At 60.7% G+C, this 20,063-nt stretch carries 18 protein-coding genes; 10 read left to right on the top strand and 8 right to left on the bottom strand.

The window, feature by feature from the left end; all coding sequences use genetic code 11:
- Window positions 1–7: 7 nt before the first annotated feature.
- On the bottom strand, window positions 8–673 hold the full coding sequence (locus tag FOY56_RS11500) for an SDR family NAD(P)-dependent oxidoreductase (protein WP_146345981.1): 666 nt from the start codon (window positions 671–673) through the stop codon (window positions 8–10).
- A gap of 309 nt (window positions 674–982) precedes the next feature.
- Between FOY56_RS11500 and FOY56_RS11495 the strand changes: the two genes are divergently transcribed.
- From FOY56_RS11495 to FOY56_RS11485, 3 genes are all read left to right on the top strand, one after another.
- A complete protein-coding gene (locus tag FOY56_RS11495; RefSeq protein WP_146345980.1) occupies window positions 983–2,557 on the top strand; it encodes a 2-isopropylmalate synthase in 1,575 nt (524 codons plus the stop codon).
- A gap of 277 nt (window positions 2,558–2,834) precedes the next feature.
- Window positions 2,835–3,836 (top strand): succinylglutamate desuccinylase/aspartoacylase family protein, encoded by a 1,002-nt coding sequence (locus FOY56_RS11490; RefSeq protein WP_146345979.1) that lies wholly within the window; start codon window positions 2,835–2,837, stop codon window positions 3,834–3,836.
- A gap of 13 nt (window positions 3,837–3,849) precedes the next feature.
- Complete coding sequence (locus tag FOY56_RS11485) at window positions 3,850–5,001, top strand: MalY/PatB family protein (RefSeq protein ID WP_281288825.1); 1,152 nt, start codon at window positions 3,850–3,852, stop codon at window positions 4,999–5,001.
- A gap of 12 nt (window positions 5,002–5,013) precedes the next feature.
- Here FOY56_RS11485 and FOY56_RS11480 read toward each other — a convergent pair whose 3' ends face one another.
- Complete coding sequence (locus tag FOY56_RS11480; protein ID WP_146345978.1) at window positions 5,014–5,799, bottom strand: 23S rRNA (adenine(2030)-N(6))-methyltransferase RlmJ; 786 nt, start codon at window positions 5,797–5,799, stop codon at window positions 5,014–5,016.
- A 157-nt stretch (window positions 5,800–5,956) separates the two neighbouring features.
- Here FOY56_RS11480 and FOY56_RS11475 point away from each other — a divergent pair, with 157 nt between their 5' ends.
- The 6 genes from FOY56_RS11475 to FOY56_RS11450 all read left to right on the top strand — a co-directional run bounded on the left by FOY56_RS11475 (window position 5,957) and on the right by FOY56_RS11450 (window position 12,521).
- Window positions 5,957–7,003 (top strand): rod shape-determining protein, encoded by a 1,047-nt coding sequence (locus FOY56_RS11475; protein WP_146345977.1) that lies wholly within the window; start codon window positions 5,957–5,959, stop codon window positions 7,001–7,003.
- Window positions 7,004–7,064: 61 nt separating this feature from the next.
- A complete protein-coding gene (gene mreC / locus FOY56_RS11470) occupies window positions 7,065–7,973 on the top strand; it encodes a rod shape-determining protein MreC (protein ID WP_146345976.1) in 909 nt (302 codons plus the stop codon).
- The gene (locus FOY56_RS11465) at window positions 7,966–8,505 is read left to right on the top strand and encodes a rod shape-determining protein MreD (protein WP_146345975.1); all 540 of its coding nucleotides are present in this window, start codon (window positions 7,966–7,968) and stop codon (window positions 8,503–8,505) included. The genes mreC and FOY56_RS11465 overlap by 8 nt, the downstream gene beginning before the upstream one ends.
- Window positions 8,502–10,442, top strand: coding sequence for a penicillin-binding protein 2 (mrdA, locus tag FOY56_RS11460; protein WP_146345974.1), 1,941 nt, complete (start codon window positions 8,502–8,504; stop codon window positions 10,440–10,442). Before FOY56_RS11465 ends, mrdA begins: the two co-directional genes overlap by 4 nt.
- Window positions 10,439–11,578: a rod shape-determining protein RodA gene (rodA, locus tag FOY56_RS11455; RefSeq protein WP_146345973.1), complete on the top strand. Its 1,140-nt coding sequence runs from the start codon at window positions 10,439–10,441 to the stop codon at window positions 11,576–11,578. The genes mrdA and rodA overlap by 4 nt, the downstream gene beginning before the upstream one ends.
- Window positions 11,579–11,588: 10 nt before the next feature.
- Window positions 11,589–12,521, top strand: coding sequence for a 2-hydroxyacid dehydrogenase (locus tag FOY56_RS11450; protein ID WP_146345972.1), 933 nt, complete (start codon window positions 11,589–11,591; stop codon window positions 12,519–12,521).
- Between the two features lie 103 nt (window positions 12,522–12,624).
- Here FOY56_RS11450 and FOY56_RS11445 read toward each other — a convergent pair whose 3' ends face one another.
- Both FOY56_RS11445 and FOY56_RS11440 read right to left on the bottom strand, forming a co-directional pair.
- Window positions 12,625–12,978, bottom strand: coding sequence for an MmcQ/YjbR family DNA-binding protein (locus tag FOY56_RS11445; protein WP_146345971.1), 354 nt, complete (start codon window positions 12,976–12,978; stop codon window positions 12,625–12,627).
- Entirely contained in the window at window positions 12,975–14,993 is a 2,019-nt protein-coding gene (locus FOY56_RS11440) for a M3 family metallopeptidase (RefSeq protein WP_146345970.1), read from the bottom strand. The genes FOY56_RS11445 and FOY56_RS11440 overlap by 4 nt, the downstream gene beginning before the upstream one ends.
- Window positions 14,994–15,126: 133 nt before the next feature.
- Here FOY56_RS11440 and FOY56_RS11435 point away from each other — a divergent pair, with 133 nt between their 5' ends.
- Window positions 15,127–16,335: a trans-sulfuration enzyme family protein gene (locus FOY56_RS11435; RefSeq protein ID WP_146345969.1), complete on the top strand. Its 1,209-nt coding sequence runs from the start codon at window positions 15,127–15,129 to the stop codon at window positions 16,333–16,335.
- A 105-nt stretch (window positions 16,336–16,440) separates the two neighbouring features.
- Here the strand turns inward: FOY56_RS11435 and FOY56_RS11430 are convergent, their stop codons facing one another.
- From FOY56_RS11430 to FOY56_RS11415, 4 genes are read right to left on the bottom strand one after another with little or no spacing between them, the layout of a single operon-like run.
- Window positions 16,441–17,490, bottom strand: coding sequence for a HesA/MoeB/ThiF family protein (locus tag FOY56_RS11430; RefSeq protein WP_146345968.1), 1,050 nt, complete (start codon window positions 17,488–17,490; stop codon window positions 16,441–16,443).
- Window positions 17,490–17,945: a dUTP diphosphatase gene (gene dut, locus FOY56_RS11425; protein ID WP_146345967.1), complete on the bottom strand. Its 456-nt coding sequence runs from the start codon at window positions 17,943–17,945 to the stop codon at window positions 17,490–17,492. The genes FOY56_RS11430 and dut overlap by 1 nt, the downstream gene beginning before the upstream one ends.
- A 49-nt stretch (window positions 17,946–17,994) precedes the next feature.
- Window positions 17,995–19,197 carry a bifunctional phosphopantothenoylcysteine decarboxylase/phosphopantothenate--cysteine ligase CoaBC gene (gene coaBC, locus FOY56_RS11420; protein WP_146345966.1) on the bottom strand — a complete coding sequence of 401 codons (1,203 nt, stop codon included), beginning with the start codon at window positions 19,195–19,197 and terminating at the stop codon, window positions 17,995–17,997.
- Window positions 19,198–19,257: 60 nt separating this feature from the next.
- Window positions 19,258–20,013 carry a ChaN family lipoprotein gene (locus FOY56_RS11415; RefSeq protein WP_246139466.1) on the bottom strand — a complete coding sequence of 252 codons (756 nt, stop codon included), beginning with the start codon at window positions 20,011–20,013 and terminating at the stop codon, window positions 19,258–19,260.
- Window positions 20,014–20,063: the final 50 nt, after the last annotated feature.

Here is a 20,063-nt window from a genome sequence, read left to right as displayed (position 1 = left end):
CCCGCAATTACCACGGAACCACCTTGCCCGCCCAATCATAAAACCCACCGGTGTGCTCAGCCGTAAGCCCGTCGATCACAGCCAGTAAATTCTCTGCCGCGTCCACGGGCGGCACCGAGGCATGCCGGCCCACATACTTGCGCGTGAACTCTGTCTGCACCGTGCCCGGGTGCAACGCCACCACGGCCGCATCCGGGTGACTGCGCGCCAGCTCGATCGCAGCCGTATGCACGATCTGGTTCACGGCCGCCTTGGCCGCCCGATAGCTGACCCAGCCGCCCAACCGGTTGTCCCCGATGGAACCCACACGCGCCGACAACACGGCCAGCACCGACCGCCCCCGCCGTGGCAACAAGCGATGCGCCTGTTTCAGGATCAGCGCAGGCCCGACCGCGTTCAGCACGAACTGGTCCATCATCGCTTCAGCTGCCACCGCCCGGATCGATTTCTCTGGCGCCGCGCCGTCAATCTCCAGCGCCCCCGTGGCCACCACCACCAGATCAAAGGGCCCCGAAACAGCCTCCAACGCCGCTTCCGCCGCTGCGACCTGCATCAGATCGAACCCGTCAACTGAGCGCGACAACCCGGTCACCGCCACGCCTTTTTCCTCCAGCGCGACACCCAGCGCGCCACCAATCCCGCCGGAAGCCCCAATAATCAATGCATTTTCCATACGACTCGACCTAGCCGAATACCCCGCAACGTCCAGCTTCTTTCTTGACAAAAATACCCCCGCCGGAGGCATCCAACAGTCACATCCCCACAAACCGGCGATTTTCCGGCTTCCCATTTCAATTTGCAGTTCCTATACATTCTTGCATGAACAGCTTGGCGCATAATCCGACTCTGACCGCTTTTTGCGGCGCGTCGCTGCGCGGCCTCCTGCTCCTAATTCGCCTCTGAGCGTGCCCACCGGCGCGACCGCTCAGAGGGGACTGCCTGCGCGCCAATAGGCTTTAGGACAGAACGAAAGATACCAGACATGACCACTGCATCCGAACAAGACCGCGTCTTGATTTTCGACACCACCCTGCGTGACGGCGAACAGTCGCCCGGCGCGACCATGACCCATGACGAAAAGCTCGAGATTGCCGGGCTGCTTGACGACATGGGCGTCGACATCATCGAAGCCGGATTCCCGATCGCCTCGGAAGGGGATTTCAACGCCGTCTCCGAAATCGCGAAGAATGCGAAAAACAGCCGCATCTGTGGGCTGGCACGGGCCAATTTCGCCGATATCGACCGTTGTTGGGAGGCCGTGAAACACGCCAGGCAAAACCGGATTCACACGTTCATCGGCACCTCGCCGCTGCACCGTGCCATCCCGAACCTGACCATGGACGAGATGGCTGATAAGATCCACGAAACCGTCAGCCACGCCCGCAACCTGTGTGACAACGTGCAATGGTCGCCAATGGATGCGACCCGGACGGAATGGGATTACCTGTGCCGCGTGGTCGAGATTGCCATCAAGGCAGGCGCCACTACGATCAACATCCCCGACACGGTCGGCTACACTGCTCCCGTTGAAAGCGCGGATCTGATCAGGCGTCTGATCGAAACGGTGCCGGGCGGTGATGAGGTGATTTTTGCCACGCATTGCCACAACGACCTCGGTATGGCGACGGCCAATTCGCTGGCTGCTGTCGATGGCGGGGCGCGGCAAATCGAATGCACCATCAACGGGCTGGGCGAACGCGCAGGCAACACCGCACTGGAAGAAGTCGTCATGGCGCTGAAAGTGCGAAATGATATCATGCCGTATCGAACCCGCATCGACACCACCAAGATCATGCACATCTCACGCCGTGTCGCCGCTGTGTCCGGCTTTGCAGTACAGTTCAACAAGGCAATCGTCGGCAAGAACGCGTTCGCCCATGAAAGTGGCATCCATCAAGACGGCATGCTGAAGAACGCCGAAACATTCGAGATCATGCGCCCCGAGGATGTCGGCCTGTCAGGATCCAGCCTGCCATTGGGCAAACACTCGGGCCGGGCTGCGCTGCGCGACAAGCTGAACCAGCTTGGGTACGAGGTTGGCGACAATCAGCTGAAGGACATCTTTGTGCGGTTCAAGGCGTTGGCCGACCGCAAGAAAGAGGTCTTTGATGACGACATCATGGCGCTGGTCACGACGTCAACCGACCCGGAATCGGATCGTTTGCAGCTGGTGTCGCTTAGGGTGCTGTGCGGTACCGGTGGTCCGGCGGAAGCCACGCTTGAGATGGAAATCGACGGCACAGACATGACGGCGACCCAATCCGGCGATGGGCCTGTCGACGCGACGTTTCGGGCGGTGCGAGAATTGCACCCGAATAAGGCGCGCCTGCAATTGTATCAGGTCCACGCGGTCACCGAAGGCACCGATGCGCAGGCGACAGTTAGTGTGCGGCTGGAAGAAGACGGCATCATAGCCACCGGCCAGTCGGCGGATACCGATACCGTTGTTGCTTCGGCCAAGGCCTATATCCACGCTTTGAACCGCCTGCTCGTGCGGCGTGAAAAGACTGGTCCCGGTGCCGACGTACGTGAAATCTCGTATAAAGACGTCACTTGAGGACCTGCAAAGCGAAAGCCTCCCGCGCCCGCGGTCGACCGGCTTCGCCGACCGACCTGGCGGCCTTGGGCCCAGCGCCGCGCCGAAGGCGCGGCGCTGCCTCCCCCCAACGCTTTCGGCGACATCTTCGATGTTGCAAAAAGGGGCGGGAGCGCTTCGCTTGTGATCCGGACTTGCCCCAAATCCCACCCTTTCGGATGTGCCCTTACGCTTGACAGGCCAGGTTGAAACAAGTCGTCCTTGTTGGGCCAAGACACTCTGAACGAAAGGGCCAGGCATGGCAGACACTCTGATCACTTCAGAAGTGAACCTCGACGCCTTGGGCGGTCAAACGGGTTTCCTGCGCGTGCCGCATTCGGTGACCCGCAGTGCGTATGGATGGCTGCCGGTGCCGATCAGCGTCGTGAACAACGGCAAGGGGCCGACCGTCCTGTTGATGGCCGGCAATCATGGCGACGAATACGAAGGCCAGATTGCCATCGCGCGGCTTTGTCGGGACCTGACGCCAGACCAGATCCAGGGTCGGATCATCCTGCTGCCACAAGCCAACGCTCCGGCGGCGCAGGCCGGGACGCGGACATCTCCCATCGACAACGGCAATCTGAACCGGACCTTTCCAGGCGACCCGAAAGGCACGCCGACCGAGATGATCGCGCATTACATCGAAGAGGTCTTGCTGCCGCTTTGTGATTATGCCGTGGATCTGCATTCGGGCGGCGCATCGCTGTTTTATCCGCCAACCTTGCTGCGCAATCAAGGACATACGCCCGAGGCAGCGGCGGCGTTGGAGCAGTTGGAAACGGCGTTTGATCTGCCTTATGCATGGGTATTTCAAGGCGGTGGCGGGCCGGGGTCGACTGCACGCACCGCTTTGGGCGCTGCGAACCGAAAGGGTGTGATCTGCGTGATGGCAGAGCTTGGCGGTGCCGGGGCCGTTGACCGGGATATTCTGGCCCAGACCGAACGTGGCTTGAAACGAGTCCTGCATAGTTTGGGACTGTTGCCGGGCTATGCCCCCGACGCGGTACGGGGCACGCGCAGAGCGGCCACCAAAGGGTCGGTCTATGCCTATGATACGGGTCTGTTCGAACCGTTCAAAGATATCGGCGAAGATGTCACTGTAGGAGAGATCGTCGGATTGATCCATTTGGTCGACACGCCCTGGTGTGGTCCGATCCCGGTGCATTCGCCTTACGACGGATTCGTGCTGTGCAATCGCCCACTTGCGCAGGTGCAGCGGGGCGATGCCTTGTTTCAGGTGGCCGATGATGTCGCCTGACTTCGACTAAGAAATCGATCGCCGTGAGGTTCCAGCGCTCAAAACCCATCGCAGTGTGCTGGGCGCGGACGGGATGGATCTGTTTCCGGCAGGCGTTGCCGATATGGATTTCCGCGCGCCCGATTGCGTGACGCGGGCCATGCAGACCCGATTGGATCATGGCGTGTTTGGCTATGAAACCGTGCCGGACGGGCTGATGCCTGCGCTGACCGGCTGGTTGAAGCGGCGGCATGGCTGGACCGTGCAGACCAAGCATATCCTGCGGGCGCCAAACGTGTTGAACGCCCTGTCGATGGCACTTTGCGGGTCCACGGAACAAGGCGATGGGGTGATTGTTCAGCCACCCGTGTTCTTTGATTTTTACGATATCCTGCGCGAGAATGACCGAAAAATCGTGCGCAATCCGTTGGTTCTGGCTGACGGGCGATACAGTTTTGACTTTAACGGGCTTGAGCGCTGCGCCCGCGATCCGGACGTCAAGGTACTGCTGCTGTGCAACCCGCACAATCCGATGGGGCGGGTCTGGACAGAAAGCGAGTTGCGCAGGCTGGGCCAGATTTGTGCGCGCCACAAAGTTCTGGTGATCAGCGACGAAATGCACGGCGATCTGGCGCTGTCCGGGCACCGCTATGTCCCGTTTGCGTCGCTGGGGTCAGAGTTTGCCACCAATTCGGTGACCTGTCTGTCGCCCGCCAAAAGCTTCAACATCGCGGCCTGTTGTTCGGCATTTACCGTGGTGCCGGATGACACCCGCCGTGCAACGTTTATGGCTGCGAACAGCCGCCTGACGGTCAACAAGAACAACGCGTTTGCCAATGTAGCAATGCAGGCGGCGTATGCCGGGGGAGACGCATGGCTGGAGTCCGTTCTGGACTATATCGAAGGCAATCTTGACCTTGTGCGTGACCGGCTGGCCCGGCTGCCTCAGGTTGATCTGATCGACCCTGAAGGGACGTTCCTGCTGTGGCTGGATTTCCGGGCCTTGGGCCTGCCCCCTGACGAACTGACTGCGTTCCTAAGACAAAAAGCAGAATGGGCCGTAACGTCCGGGCAGGCCTTTGGGCCAGAAGGCAACGGGTTTGCCCGGCTCAATATCGGATGCACCCGCGCGCGGTTATCCCGCGCTTTGGACCAGTTGGAAACCGCGATTACCCGACACGGGTGACACTTATCCAGCTTACCGGATCTTACCAAACAGTTTGTCGATCTCGGCCGCCGCATCCTTGATGCCATAAGGCGCGTTCACGGTAAACAGACCTGATCCGATCATCCGGTGGCCGTCGCGCACCGGTGGGAACCGGACTTCGTGCCGGAATACGTCCGGCAGGTCTTGGGCCTCAAGCGCATCAAGCATCGATACATGCGCCCCTGACGTCAGGATCGGGTACCAAAGCGCGATGATCCCGACGTTCCACTTTCGGTGCAACCGCGCGATGCGGGTCGACATGTCTTTATAGTCGCTTTCAGTCTCATAACTCGGGTCAATCAAGGCCAGCCCCCGTCGCGGTGTTGGCGGGGTGATTGACTGGGCCAATTCGTAGCCATCCTGACGATAGACATTGGCCCCGAAAGGTCGCATCGCCTGTTTTAGGGCGGCGTATTCCTGGGGGTGCAGTTCGGCCAGATGCATCGTGTCGCCGGGACGCAGCAGGTTGGCGGCAAGCACGGGCGATCCCGGATAGGCCATCGCGCCGTATTGCGCCCGGATATCGGCGACCGCCTTCATCAACGGGTGATCCTGAAAACCGCCTGTTTCCAGCACTTTGGCGATCCCGGCCTGAGCCTCTCCGGTCTTGAGCGCCTCGGTTGCATCCAGCTGATAAAGACCCCGCCCGGCATGCGTTTCGATATAGCTGAGCGGCTTGTCCTTACGTGTGAGATAGCTGAGCATCCATGCCAGCAACGCGTGTTTCTGGACGTCGGCAAGGTTTCCCGCATGATAGATGTGTTGGTAGGACAGCATTGCGCGTATACCCTTTGAAGCGCCGGAAGCGGATTGGCGCTGATCTGCGTGGATTCGACCCTTTCACACGGGACCGACGCGCCCTATAAACCACATTTCCTGCGTCTGGCGAGTCGCAGGTTACCAATAAACATTTTCAGGCAGGATCACGGGATACATGTCGATCTTCGGAAACTTGGGCGGATTGTTCACATCCGACATGGCAATTGACCTCGGAACAGCAAACACGCTGGTCTATGTCAAAGGTCGTGGCGTGATCCTGAGCGAACCATCGGTTGTGGCGTATCACGTCAAGGACGGCGTGAAGAAGGTTCTTGCCGTAGGTGAGGACGCCAAGCTGATGCTGGGCCGTACCCCCGGCAGCATCGAGGCGATCCGCCCGATGCGCGAAGGCGTAATTGCCGATTTCGACACAGCCGAAGAAATGATCAAGCATTTCATTCGCAAAGTTCACAAACGGTCGACCTTTTCAAAACCCAAGGTCATCGTCTGCGTGCCGCATGGCGCGACTCCGGTTGAAAAGCGCGCGATCCGCTCGTCGGTTCTGGCCGCTGGCGCCCGTCGCGCCGGCCTGATTGCCGAACCGATTGCTGCGGCCATCGGGGCCGGCATGCCGATCACCGATCCGACCGGCAACATGGTCGTGGACATTGGTGGCGGGACCACCGAAGTGGCAGTTCTGTCGCTGGGCGACATCGTATATGCCCGCTCGGTCCGCGTCGGTGGCGACCGGATGGACGAGGCGATCATCAGCTATCTGCGGCGTCAGCAAAACCTGTTGGTCGGCGAATCAACGGCTGAGCGTATCAAGACAAGCATCGGCACAGCCCGGATGCCCGATGACGGGCGCGGAGCCTCGATGCAGATCCGTGGACGTGACCTGTTGAACGGCGTCCCGAAGGAAATCGAAGTCAGCCAGGCCCAGGTGGCCGAAGCGCTGGCCGAACCGGTGCAGGCGATCTGCGAAGCCGTGATGACCGCGCTGGAAGCAACCCCGCCCGATCTGGCTGCTGATATCGTTGACCGGGGCGTCATGCTGACCGGCGGCGGCGCGTTGCTGGGCGATTTGGATCTGGCGCTGCGCGAACAAACCGGGCTGGCCGTGTCGATTGCCGACGAAAGCCTGAACTGTGTGGCGTTGGGTACCGGCAAAGCGCTGGAATTCGAAAAACAGCTACGCCACGCGATTGACTACGAAAGCTAAGGCGCGCATTTTTTCGCAGTACGGCTGAGAACGTTGCGCCGGGTGCGCCGAAAGGAGCCCATTGGCCAAGGACCGATCACAGCGCGAGGATTATACCACCCCCCTGCGTCGTCTGATCCTGGGGATACTGGTGCTGTGCCTGCTGGGTGTCTTTCTGATTTGGCGCATCGACAGCCCCCGGGTGGAACGCTTTCGCGCGCAGGTGGTCGACCGGGTGGTGCCCTCGATGGATTGGGCGATGGCCCCGGTCACCGGGTTCATCAACCTGGTCCGCGATTTCCAAAGCTATCAACGGCTGGCCGAACAGAACCAGGAATTGCGCAGCGAGTTGCGACAGATGCAGGCCTGGAAAGAGGCCGCGCTGCAGCTTGAGCAGGAAAACGCTCGGTTGCTGGATCTGAACAATGTGCGGCTGGACCCACGACTGACTTATATCACCGGCGTTGTGATGGCCGACAGCGGGTCGCCATTCCGCCAGTCGGTGCTGCTGAATGTCGGCGCGCGCGATGGGGTCATTGACGGCTGGGCAGCGATGGATGGCATCGGGCTTGTCGGTCGAATCTCGGGCACCGGGCAGAATACGGCGCGGGTGATCCTGCTGACCGATGCCGCCAGTTCGGTGCCTGCACATATCCAGCCCTCGGGCCAGACGGCCATCATCGCGGGCGACAACACAGCGACCCCTTTGCTGGCGTTTCTTGAAAACCCCGATCTGGTGCGCCCCGGCGACCGCGTGATCACCTCGGGCGATGGCGGCGTTTTTCCTGCCGGGCTGCTGATAGGGCAAGTCGCCGCCGACCCCACCGGACGATTGCGCGTGCGGCTGTCGGCTGATTTCGAACGGCTAGAGTTCCTGAGGGTGTTACGCCACTACGGCACCGAAAATATCTCGGATCCGGGCGGGCTTATCGGGTCTGCCGTGGCCATCGATGACCCCGCACCCGAAGCTGAAGGGGATGGAGATGGCTAACATGTCACCATCGCACCTGTGGTTGATGCGGGGCGCTTTCATCGGGCTGGCGCTATTGGCGATGTTCTGCCACCTGCTGCCGCTTAGCACGTTGCCCAGCCGTCTGGCCCCTCCTGACGTGTTGCTGGCGTTCACGTTCGCCTGGGTGCTGCGACGCCCGGATTACGCCCCGGCCCTGTCAATTGCATTTGTGTTTTTCCTGGCCGATCTGCTGTTGCAGCGGCCACCGGGATTGATGGCGGCCCTCGTCCTTCTGGGATGCACATACCTTATGACCCGCGCGGCCGGCATGCGCGAAGCCAGTTTTGCCGGGGAATGGCTGGCCGTCTGTCTGACCATTATCGGCATTACGGTATTGAACCGTGTTACACTGTGGGTGCTTGCCGTCGACCAGGCGCAACTGGGCCCGGTCCTGATCCAGATGATTCTGACCATGTTGTTCTATCCCGTCGCCGCGCTGGTCACACATTTCGTTCTGCGTGTCCGCAAGCTGACCCCGGGTGACGCCGAAGCAATCGGAGCCCGCGCATGAGACGCAATCCACGCGAACTGGGCTTTTTGCAGCGTAAAACCGGGCGACGGGCGTTGCTTATGGGCGGTCTGCAAATGGCCTTTGCCGGCGGTCTGGCGATGCGGATGCGACATCTTCAGGTCGATCAGGCGGACCAGTTCAGGCTGCTGGCCGAAGAGAACCGCATCAACATCCGCCTGATCCCGCCCGCACGGGGCAAGATCTTTGACCGCAACGGCAACACGATTGCACAGAACGTGCCCAGCTATCGCATCGTCATCGTGCGTGAAGATGCAGGCGACGTCGACAAGGTCATCGCAAACCTGTCCCATCTGATCGAACTTGACCCCGAAGATCTGGACAGGGCACGGGCCGAGATGCGGCGCAGCCCACCATTTCTGCCGATTACCCTGTCCGACCGGATCGGATGGGAAGACATTTCAAAAGTGTCCGTCAACGCCCCGGCATTGCCCGGCATCACGCCCGAGGTCGGCCTGACCCGAGTTTATCCGCTGGGGGCGGATTTTGCCCATGTTGTGGGCTATGTCGGCCCGGTCAGCGACTATGACCTCAGCCGTATCGAAGACCCTGAACCGGTGCTCCGCATCCCGCGTTTTCAGATCGGCAAAGTTGGTCTGGAGGCCAAGCGCGAAGGGTTGCTGCGCGGTAAGGCCGGGGCCAAACGGGTCGAGGTCAACGCCACAGGGCGGGTGATGCGGGAACTGGACCGGCAAGAGGGGCAGCCCGGCGCCGATGTACAGCTGACGGTGGATGCGCAACTGCAGAACTATGTGCAGGCGCGGCTGGGGCTTGAAAGTGCGTCGGCCGTGATCATCGATTGTGAAACCGGCGATCTGCGCGCCATCGCGTCGTCGCCGACCTTTGATCCCAACCTGTTCGTGCGCGGCATCTCAGTTGCCGATTATCGCGGGCTGACCGAAGACAACTTCCGCCCCCTGGCCTCAAAATCGGTCCAAGGTATTTATCCCCCCGGATCGACCTTCAAGATGATCACCGCGTTGGCGGCTCTTGAAGACGGGCTGATCGGATCGGATGACACCGTGTATTGCCCCGGTTTTCTTGAAGTCGCGGGGCGCCGGTTCCACTGCTGGCGGCGGGGCGGGCACGGTCACATGGACCTGCTAAATTCGCTCAAACAAAGCTGCGACGTCTATTTCTATGATGTCGCTCTGAAAGTCGGGATCGACAAGATCTCGGCCATGGCGAAACGATTTGGCCTGGGGATGCGCCACGATATACCGATGTCGGCGGTGGCCAGCGGACTGGCTCCGAACAAGGAATGGAAGCAACGTGTCCACGGGCAGGACTGGCTGATCGGCGACACGGCCAACGCGTCCATCGGACAGGGCTTTATGCTGGCCTCGCCCATGCAACTGGCCGTGATGACGGCCCGCATTGCCACCGGGCGCAGTATCGAACCCCGGCTGGTCAAATCGATTGACGGGGTCGAACAGCCAAAAGGCACAGGGGAGCCGATGGGATTGAACGAAAACCATCTGCGCCACGTGCGCCGGGGCATGTATGAGGTGTCAAACAACCGACGCGGTACAGGCTATTCCAGCCGTATCATTGCCGACGGTCAGCGGATGGCGGGCAAGACCGGCACCAGTCAGGTTCGCAACATTACGGCCGCAGAACGCGCCGCCGGGGTGATCCGCAACGAAGATCTGCCGTGGGAGCGGCGCGACCACGCCTTGTTCGTGTGTTTCGCCCCGTTTGATCGCCCGAAGTATGCGGTTTCAGTGGTGGTCGAACATGGCGGCGGGGGATCCAAGGCCGCTGCCCCGATCGCCCGCGATGTCCTGTTGCAGGCGCTTTATGGTGACACTCCGCCACTCGCTGCCTATCCGAAAAAAGATCAGGGTCGCATCAAGGCCCAGCAAGAGCGCCTGAAACGCGAATTGCTCAAGGCCGCAAGCGGAAGCGACCGGGCATGAGTTATCTTGAAACCCGCGTCAAATCCACGCCGACCGGCCTGCGCAAGGTTCTGTTTCTGAACTGGCCACTGGTTCTGCTTTTGACGTCTGTGGCGGGTGTCGGGTTTCTGATGCTGTATTCCGTAGCTGGGGGGTCGTTTATACCCTGGGCCGAACCACAGATGAAACGTTTTGCCCTTGGTATGACCGGCATGTTCATGGTCGCCATGGTGCCGATCTGGTTCTGGCGCAACATGGCCGCTGTGGCCTATGGCATGTCGATCCTGTTGCTGATCTCGGTTGAGTTTTTCGGCGCTGTCGGAATGGGCGCGCAACGTTGGATCGACCTGGGTTTCATGCGTTTGCAACCATCCGAGTTGATGAAGATCACGCTGGTGATGTTTCTGGCCGCCTATTACGACTGGCTGCCCGCCAAGCGCAATTCGCGCCCTTTCTGGGTGCTGATCCCTGTCCTGATCATCCTTCTGCCCACGTTCCTCGTGTTGCGTCAGCCCGACCTCGGCACCTCGATCCTGTTGCTGACTGCGGGCGGAGCGATGATGTTTCTGGCCGGCGTTCACTGGGCTTACTTCGCCGCTGTCATCGCCGCTGGTGTCGGTTTGGTATCTGCCGTTTTCGAAAGCCGGGGCACTGACTGGCAGTTGTTGAAGGACTACCAGTACCGCCGGATCGACACGTTTCTGGACCCGTCCACCGACCCGCTGGGCGCAGGATATCACATCACTCAATCCAAGATCGCGCTGGGATCTGGCGGCTGGACCGGACGCGGGTTCATGCAGGGCACCCAGAGCCGGCTGAACTTTCTGCCCGAAAAGCACACCGATTTCATCTTTACGACGTTGGCCGAGGAATTCGGCTTTGTCGGGGGCATCTCACTTTTGGGGCTCTACACGCTGATCATCCTGTTCTGCATCGCCACGGCCTTGTCCTGTCGTGATCGGTTTTCGTCGCTGATGACCTTGGGTGTCGCGGTCACTTTTTTCCTGTTCTTTGCCGTCAATATGTCGATGGTCATGGGCCTCGCACCGGTCGTGGGCGTGCCCCTGCCAATGGTCAGTTATGGCGGCTCGGCGATGCTTGTGCTGATGGGGGCCTTTGGCCTTGTGCAAAGCGCCCATATCCACCGACCCAGATAAAGGTTTCCCGATGACTGTGAATGTCCTGTTTGCCGCCAAGGCAGAGCGTTGGTCCGTCTACGAAGGCCCCCTGACCCGCGCCCTGACCAAGGCCGGCGTCGATTTCGATCTGCGCACCGACTTTGCGCCCGAGCAGGTTGACTATATCGTCTATGCGCCCAACAGCGACGTGCAGGATTTCACGCCCTACACCCGTCTGAAAGCGGTTTTGAACCTGTGGGCCGGGGTCGAAGACGTCGCGCCAAACACGACGCTGACCGTTCCGTTGGCACGGATGGTGGATCACGGGCTAAGCCGTGGCATGACCGAATGGGTCACCGGCCATGTCCTGCGTCATCATCTGGGGATGGATGCGCATATCCTTGGCCAGGACGGTGTCTGGCGCAAAGACATCCCGCCTCTGGCCCGGGATCGCCCGATCAGCATCCTTGGCCTTGGCACCCTTGGCCAGGATGCAGCAACCGCGTTGACGATGCTTGGCTTCTCGGTGACCGGGTGGAGCAGGTCGGAAAAATCGATTGACGGCGTCACCTGCCTTTACGGGGACGTTGGCCTGCGGCAGACTCTGAGCGGTGCCGAAATCGTCGTCCTCTTGTTGCCTGACACGCCTGCGACGCGTGATATCCTGAACGCTGAAACGCTGGCCCTTCTGCCGCGCGGCGCGGTGATCATCAACCCTGGACGTGGCCCGCTGATCGACGATGATGCACTGCTGGCAGCGCTGGACAGCGGTCAGGTTGGCCATGCAACTTTGGATGTATTCCGAACCGAGCCCCTGCCGGCCAATGATCCCTATTGGGCCCACCCCAAGGTGACGGTGACGCCGCATATCGCATCGGAAACCCGGTCAGAAACAGCTGCAGAAGTCATCGCCGAAAACATCCGTCGTGGCGAAAGCCAGGAACCCTTCCTGCATCTGGTGGACCGCTCATTAGGCTACTGATACGTCCTCAGCCACCCGTGGTTTTTGAGTATTTGCAAAGAGAAGATGACCATGTCCCTCTATCTTCTCTTTGACAAATACTCTCGCCGAAGGCGGCGCCACGTTACAGCCCAAGGTCAAGTCTAAGCTTTTTCTTCAGCTTGGCGACGACCATGTCGTATGACGCCGCGATGTGCTGTTTCAGTTCCGGGTCTGACAAGCCAGGCGAGCCGTATTGCTGCACCCATTTCAGCCCACGTGAGGCCATGTAGGGCGCGGGACGCAGGCCCGGCATGTCGGACAGGATTTCAAAGGCAAGGTCTGACACCTTGAACGTGAACGCATCTGCCCCGTCATTCCAGCCGCAGATCGCAAAGACCTTGCCGCCCACCTTCCACACATCCGCATTGCCCCATTGCACAACGTGAGTGCTGGCGCGGAACGATGCGCAGAAGGTGTTGAATTCATCCCGGGTCATGCCGCGTCCAGCAGACCCCGGCCCTTAAGCAAAGCTTCGACCCCCGGAAGGCGGCCCCGGAATGCCGTATAAAGGTCAGCCGGGTCCTTCGAGCCACCGGTCGACAGAATGTTGTCTTCCAGCGCCTTGGCGCGTTCCGTATCGAAGGCACCACCTGCCTCTTCAAAGGCTGCAAAGGCGTCGGCGTCCATAACTTCGGACCACATGTAGCTGTAGTAGCCGCTAGAATATCCGTCACCTGCAAAGACATGCGCGAAATGCGGGGTCGCGTGGCGCATACCTATCGCGTGCGGCATCCCCAGATCGGCCAGAACCTCGGCCTGTTTCGCCATCGGATCTGCCGGTGCGTCGCCTTCGTGAAATGCCAGATCGACCAGCGCCGAGGCGACATATTCAACTGTCCCAAAACCCTGATCGAAGTTGGCAGCCTCAAGCACCTTGTCGAGCATCGCCTGCGGCATCGCGGCGCCGGTTTCAGCATGGGTGGCGAATTCGGTCAGCACTTCGGGGACTTCCAGCCAGTGTTCGTACAATTGGCTGGGCAGTTCGACAAAATCGCGCGCGACGGATGTGCCCGAGATGCTGTCATAGGTCACGTTTGACAGCATCTGGTGCAGCGCATGGCCGAATTCGTGAAACAGCGTGCGCGCATCGTCATAGGACAACAGCGCCGGGTCGCCTTTGGCGAAGTTGCAAACATTGATGACAATCGGGGTCTGCACCTTGGGGAACTTGGCCTGGCTGCGCATCGCACTGCACCATGCACCTGAGCGCTTTGATCCGCGTGCAAAATAATCGCCGATGAACACCGCGACATGTTCACCGTCGCGGGTGACGTCCCATGCGCGGCAATCGGGGTGGTAAAGCGGAACATCAAGCGGTGTGAATTCCAACCCGAACAAACGAGTGGCACAGCTAAACGCTGCCTCGATCATCCGGTCAAGCTGGAGGTACGGTTTGAGCGTCGCCTCATCCAGATCATGTTCGGCCTTGCGGCGTTTTTCGGAGTAATAGCGCCAGTCCCAAGGCTCAAGCTCGGCGTTGATACCATCCTGACGCATCATCGCTTCCAACACGTCCGCATCGGCTTCGGCGCGGGCGCGGGCGGGACCCCAGACATCCATCAGCAGCTTGCGCACCGCGTCCGGAGTTTTCGCCATTTCGGGCTCAAGTTTGTAGGCGGCGAAGCTGTCATACCCAAGCAGCTTGGCCCGCTCCTGACGCAGTTGCAGGGTTTCGGCGGCAATGGCGCGGTTGTCGGTCTCGCCGCCATTTGCTCCGCGTGCGGTCCATGCCTGATAGGCTTTTTCGCGTAAGTCGCGGCGGGGCGAAAACTGCAGGAAAGGTACAATCAGAGAGCGTGACAGGGTGACCACAGGGCCACCGGCCTCTTTTTCCACCCCGGCAGCGCGCGCGGCATCGACAACGAAACCAGGCAGGCCTTCCAGATCCTCTTCGGTCAGCGGCATGAACCAGTCGCGTTCATCCGCCAGCAGGTTCTGGGTGAAATTTGTTCCCAGCACAGCAAGCCGCGCCTTGATGGCTTTCATCCGGTCATCATCCGCGCCTTCCAGTGCGGCACCCGAGCGGACAAAGCCGCGATGGGTCAGCATCAGGACACGGGCCTGTTCGTCGGCCAGGCCAAGGTCATCTTTGCGCGCCCAAAGGTCTGCCACGCGGGCAAACAGCGCCTTGTTTGACGAAATCTCGGAGAAATGCGCTGCCAGTTTGGGAGAAAAGTCGCGTTGCAACTGCTCACGCGCCTGATTGCTGTCGGCCCCGGCCACGCTGAAGAATACGGAAAGAACCTTGTCCATTGCTTCACCCGCGGCTTCAAGCGCTTCCACCGTATTGGAAAAGGTTGCAGGGTCAGGATTGCCTGCGATCGCGTCGATTTCAGCCTGATGCGCAATCAGGGCCTCATCCAGCGCTGGCGCAAAATCTTCGTCAGAAATCATGTCGAACGGGGCAATCTGGAACGGGGTCTGCCAGTCGCTGAGGATCGGGTTCGTCATCGGGGTCTCCTTTGAGTGGCAAGCTATGCAGCCATGAGGCAATGTCCAGAGGGGTGATGCATTTCATGGGCGGGGACTTGCCAAACCCGCGTCCGCCACCGACGCTGCTGACAGCGCATGTCAGGAGGCCGCCATGAAACGAAACACACCCACCGGATTGATGACAACCGCCATTCACGCCGGCGAAACTCCTGACGTGGGGACAGGCGCGTCGTCGCCCCCGATCCATATGTCGTCGGCATATGTGTCACATGAGGTGTCAGGGTTTTCAGCCCATGATCTGACGGATGACAGCCCCTATTGCTATACACGCTGGGCCAATCCGACAGTTGCCATGCTGGAAGGCAAAATTGCTGCACTGCAGGGAACCGAGGCCTGTCTGGCCCTGGCATCCGGCATGGCCGCCGCTGCAGCACTCTTTTTCACGTTTCTGTCAAAAGGCGATCACGCGCTGGTTTCGGATGTGTCTTATGCCGGGGTGGCGGAACTGGCGCGCGACACCCTGCCCCGGATGGGCATCGAGGTGACGGCTGTGGATTTTTCGAATTTGGACGCCGTCGCGGCGGCGCTCCGGCCCAATACCAAACTTGTTCACTCGGAATCTCCGGCCAATCCAATCTTGCGACTGACAGATCTGTCAGCCGTTTCCAGGCTGGCCCACGACGCCGGGGCGCTGCATTCGACGGATGCAACTTTTGCCTCACCTCTGGGAATGGATACTGCGGCACTGGGGATCGATCTGGTGATGCATTCGATCACGAAATACGTCGGTGGTCATGGAGATGCCGTTGGTGGTGCTGTGGCGGGTCGGGCAGACCCGATCAAGCAGATGCGGGTTGAAGCCGGCATTCATCATGGCGGCATACTGTCGCCTTTCAACGCCTGGCTGATCGCCCGGGGGGCCTCGACCTTGCCGCTGCGGATGAAAGCACATCAGGCCGGTGCGCTGGCCGTGGCCGAGTGGCTGGAATCGCATCCGAAGGTGACGCAAGTCGTGTATCCCGGTCTGGCCTCGCACCCGCAGGCGGATCTGGTTCGGCGGCAGATGTCGAACACATCCGGCATGGTCTCGTTTCAGGTTGGAGGCGTTGCGACCGGAGAGGCGCTGGCCCAGCAGATGATCGACCGGATGGAAGTCATCCATTATGCCGTGTCGCTTGGCCATCACCGCAGCCTGATTTTCTGGATGGAAACCGAAGCGCTGATGAACACGTCTTTCCGGCTGGAGGGCGCCCAACGCGACAGTTATCGCGCGTTTGCTGGCGACGGCATATTCCGCCTGTCTGTCGGTCTGGAAGATGCCGAGGATCTGATCGCGGATCTGGATCGGGCGTTAAGCTAAACGCAGAGCTCCCGCCCCCCGGAGCCCCCCTCCTTCGGAGGACTGTCCGGGCGTTGGGCCAAGCCGTGCATGACCAAAGGCCATGCCCGGCGGTTGCGCCCTGTTTCAGCCCCCCCCGCAGACCGGACAGTCAGAACGACGTTTCAGGCGGATCTTGCGGGTCTCGCCATAGAGCGCGTCATAAATCAGCATCTCGCCCCGCAACGCCTGCCCTGCACCAGTCACGACTTTGATCGCCTCAACAGCCATCATCGCGCCCACAACACCCGGCAGAGGTCCAATTACCCCGGCCTCGGCGCAGCTGGGGGCAAGGCCAGGTGCCGGGGCTTCGGGAAAAATACACTGATAGCATGGCCCCCCCTGCGCCGGGTCGAACACGCTCAGCTGCCCTTCCCATTGCGACAGCGCGCCGGACACAAGCGGTTTGCCCAACGCCGCTGCGACGCGGTTCGACAGATACCGGGTTTCGAAATTGTCGGTGCCATCCAGAATCACATCATAGGCGGCGAAAAGATCCCTCGCGACCGTTTCGTCCAGCCGCCGGTGATACGGGCGCACCACAACATGCGGGTTCTGGGCCTCCATCGCGGCCTGTGCGGAAAACACTTTCGGCATGCCGATCCGGCCGTCCGTATGGATCACCTGACGCTGCAGGTTGGCGTTTTCGACGATATCGTCATCGATGACGCCGATCGTCCCGATACCCGCCGCCGCAAGGTATTGCAGCGCAGGCGCGCCAAGCCCGCCTGCCCCGATTACCAGGACCTGCGCCTGTTTCAGCTTTTTCTGGCCCGGCCCGCCCAATTCGCGCAGCACAATATGGCGGGCGTATCGCTCAAGCTCCGATGTTGTGAAAAGCGGCCCTTGGGTCTCGTCCATCATCTCAGCCTTGTCCTTTGAAACAACCTGCCGTTTCAGGGCCCGTATTCCGGCACCATACAAAACGGCCAAACCGGCGAAACCGCCCAAAAGCAGCCACAGAGCCGGATCTTCGCCGGTGGCCAGCCGCAGGGGATGCCCGTCGGGCAACACCAGATGCAATGCAAGCACGCTGGCGAACAACACGGCCAGCATCACGGTGCGGGCCTGACGCGATGCGCCGCTCGCGTACCCGACACCCCATAAGATCGCCGCAAGAGCGAAAACCAGCAGCATCAGCCCCGCCCGGTCGAACCGAAGCCACCCGTGCCCCGCTCCGTATCGCTCAATTCCTCGACAAGGTGGAAGGTGGCCTGCACCACGGGCGCGATCACCATTTGGGCGATCCGATCACCATGCCCTACTTCAAACGGCTCTTGCCCCGCATTCATCATGATCACACCAAGTGGACCGCGATAATCACTGTCGATGGTGCCCGGCGCGTTGAGCAGGGTGAGTCCGTGTTTCAGCGCCAATCCGGACCGCGGGCGGATCTGCACTTCGTACCCATCCGGAATTTCCAGCCTCAGCCCGGTCGGCACCAACACCCGCGCGCCCGGCAAAATCACCACCGCGCTCCGGTCCGGAAAACTCGCCCGCAGGTCCGCTCCCGCCGCACCTGCGGTCTCATAAGATGGCAACGGCACCGCCCGGTCCGCACTTTCGTCATAGATTACCCGGATCGCCACCATTGCCTGCGCTCCTGTTTCTTTCTTGTTTCAAATACCCAAAAATCCGACGTTAGCCACGCCCACCCAAGGCCTCGGCCATGCGTGCGGCCAGCCGCCTTGCGACCTCGTCCTTGCCCAGACGGGGCCAGTCCTCGGCGCCAGCGTCCGAGATCAGGACAACTGCGTTTTCCGACCCGCCCATGATCCCGGTTGCCGGGCTTACGTCATTGGCGACGATCCAGTCACAGCCCTTACGGATGCGTTTGGCCATCGCATGGGCCACGACATCATCGGTTTCCGCGGCAAATCCGACCACCAGGGCCGGACGGCCTTCGGTCATCTGCGACACGGTTTTCAGAATGTCGGGGTTTTCGGCGAACTCCAGGACTGGCAGGCCATCCCGGCTTTTCTTCAGCTTCTTGTCCGACGCGCTGGCCATACGCCAGTCGGCAACGGCCGCCGCGAACACGCCGGCGTCCACCGGCAGACTGCTTTGCACCGCAGCCAGCATTTGCTGAGCGGTCTCAACGGTCTTCACCTCGACACCCGCGGGTGGAGGTACGTCTGCAGGTCCGGTCACAAACACAACATGCGCCCCCAGATCCCGCAGTGCGGCGGCCATGGCCGCCCCTTGCGCGCCGGATGATCGGTTCGCGATATAGCGGACCGGATCGATGGGCTCATGCGTTGGCCCCGACGTCACAAGAACGCGTTTTCCGGCCAGCGCCCCCCCCGACAGCGCGGTTTCGACCGCAGCGACAATCTCAGCCGGCTCCGACATTCGACCAGCGCCAAATTCACCGCAAGCCATGCCGCCCTCATTCGGGCCGATGAACCGGATGCCGTCAGATTTCAACCGGTTCAGGTTGCGCTGGGTTGCGGGGTGTTCCCACATCCGCACGTTCATCGCGGGCGCGGCCAAGACATCCGTATCCGTCGCCAACAGCAGGGTCGATGCCAGATCATTGGCAAGACCGTTTGCCATTTTCGCCATCAGGTCTGCCGTGGCCGGGGCCACGACGATCAGATCGGCACTGCGTGACAGCTCGATGTGGCCCATTTCGGCCTCATCCGTCAGATCGAACAAATCGCGGAACACCTTGCACCCGGCCAGCGCCGAAACCGATAACGGCGTGACAAATTGTTCGCCCGCTCGCGTCAGAACCGGGGTGACCGTCGCGCCCTTGTCCTGCAGTCGTCGGATCAGCTCCAACGACTTATAGGCGGCAATGCCACCGCCAATGATCAGCAAAATGCGTTTTCCTGCCAGCATCTGTGCCGCCCCTTTGAAACCGATCCGACCATAGGCGTGCCACGCAGGATCTGCCAGAGCCTATTCGGACTCCTGCTTTTCGAACGCCGCGCAGGGATCAGGCCGCTCGACCGCCGGGCTATCTACCACCGCGTCAAAGATACCGCGCACGGATCCGTCTTCGGACTGGCCCAGTGAAAACACGCGCAGAGCCGGCTGTACCCGCTTGAGATAGACTGACACGCCCCAGTCCTTGCGCGCGTGACCGTTTCCGGTGACCACGACAATTGGTCCGCCCGTATCGTCAAAGGCTCTGATCGTGGCTTTGGCCAGCGTTGCATCACGCAGTCGTTGAACGTCGACCATTTTGGGCAGCAGTTCAGGCGGCATCGCATTACAATGCGCCTCTTGTTGATGCGCTTCACGCACTGATTGCTGCGCTGGATCCAACCTTATCCCTAAACCATATTCACCCGACCCCGCGCCAAAGGCGGGCCCGATGCCAAGCTCCATCGCCTTGCTCGCTGCGGCCCGAGGCACAAGCCCGCCATACTGTTGCAGGTCTTCGGCGGCCACCAGCACCGGGCGATAAAGGTCGAAATTGGGCCAGTGCGCCTTGGCCCATTCGATCACGGCCTCAAAGTTCGCAGGATTATCCAAGGCACCTGCATTTATGCGGGCGGCTGTCTCATCGGTCAGCATTTCCCATACAATGGCGCTGGGCTGCAGCGTTTCGATAATCTCAGCCTGCAGCATATGGTGGTCCGGATTATCGTGGATCTCTCCTAAAAGGATGACATCCGCCTGACGCATCCGGTTGACAAGGTCATCAGTCAAAGAAGCCGCCCCTGAAGGGACGGCCAGCAATGCCAACAGGGCACTTTTCA

Origin of the sequence: Falsiphaeobacter marinintestinus (assembly GCF_007923355.1) — a bacterium.
Taxonomy (GTDB): Bacteria; Pseudomonadota; Alphaproteobacteria; order Rhodobacterales; family Rhodobacteraceae; genus Phaeobacter_A; species Phaeobacter_A marinintestinus.
Note: the sequence above shows the minus strand (reverse complement) of the source record. Positions and strands in the feature narration are given on the sequence as shown.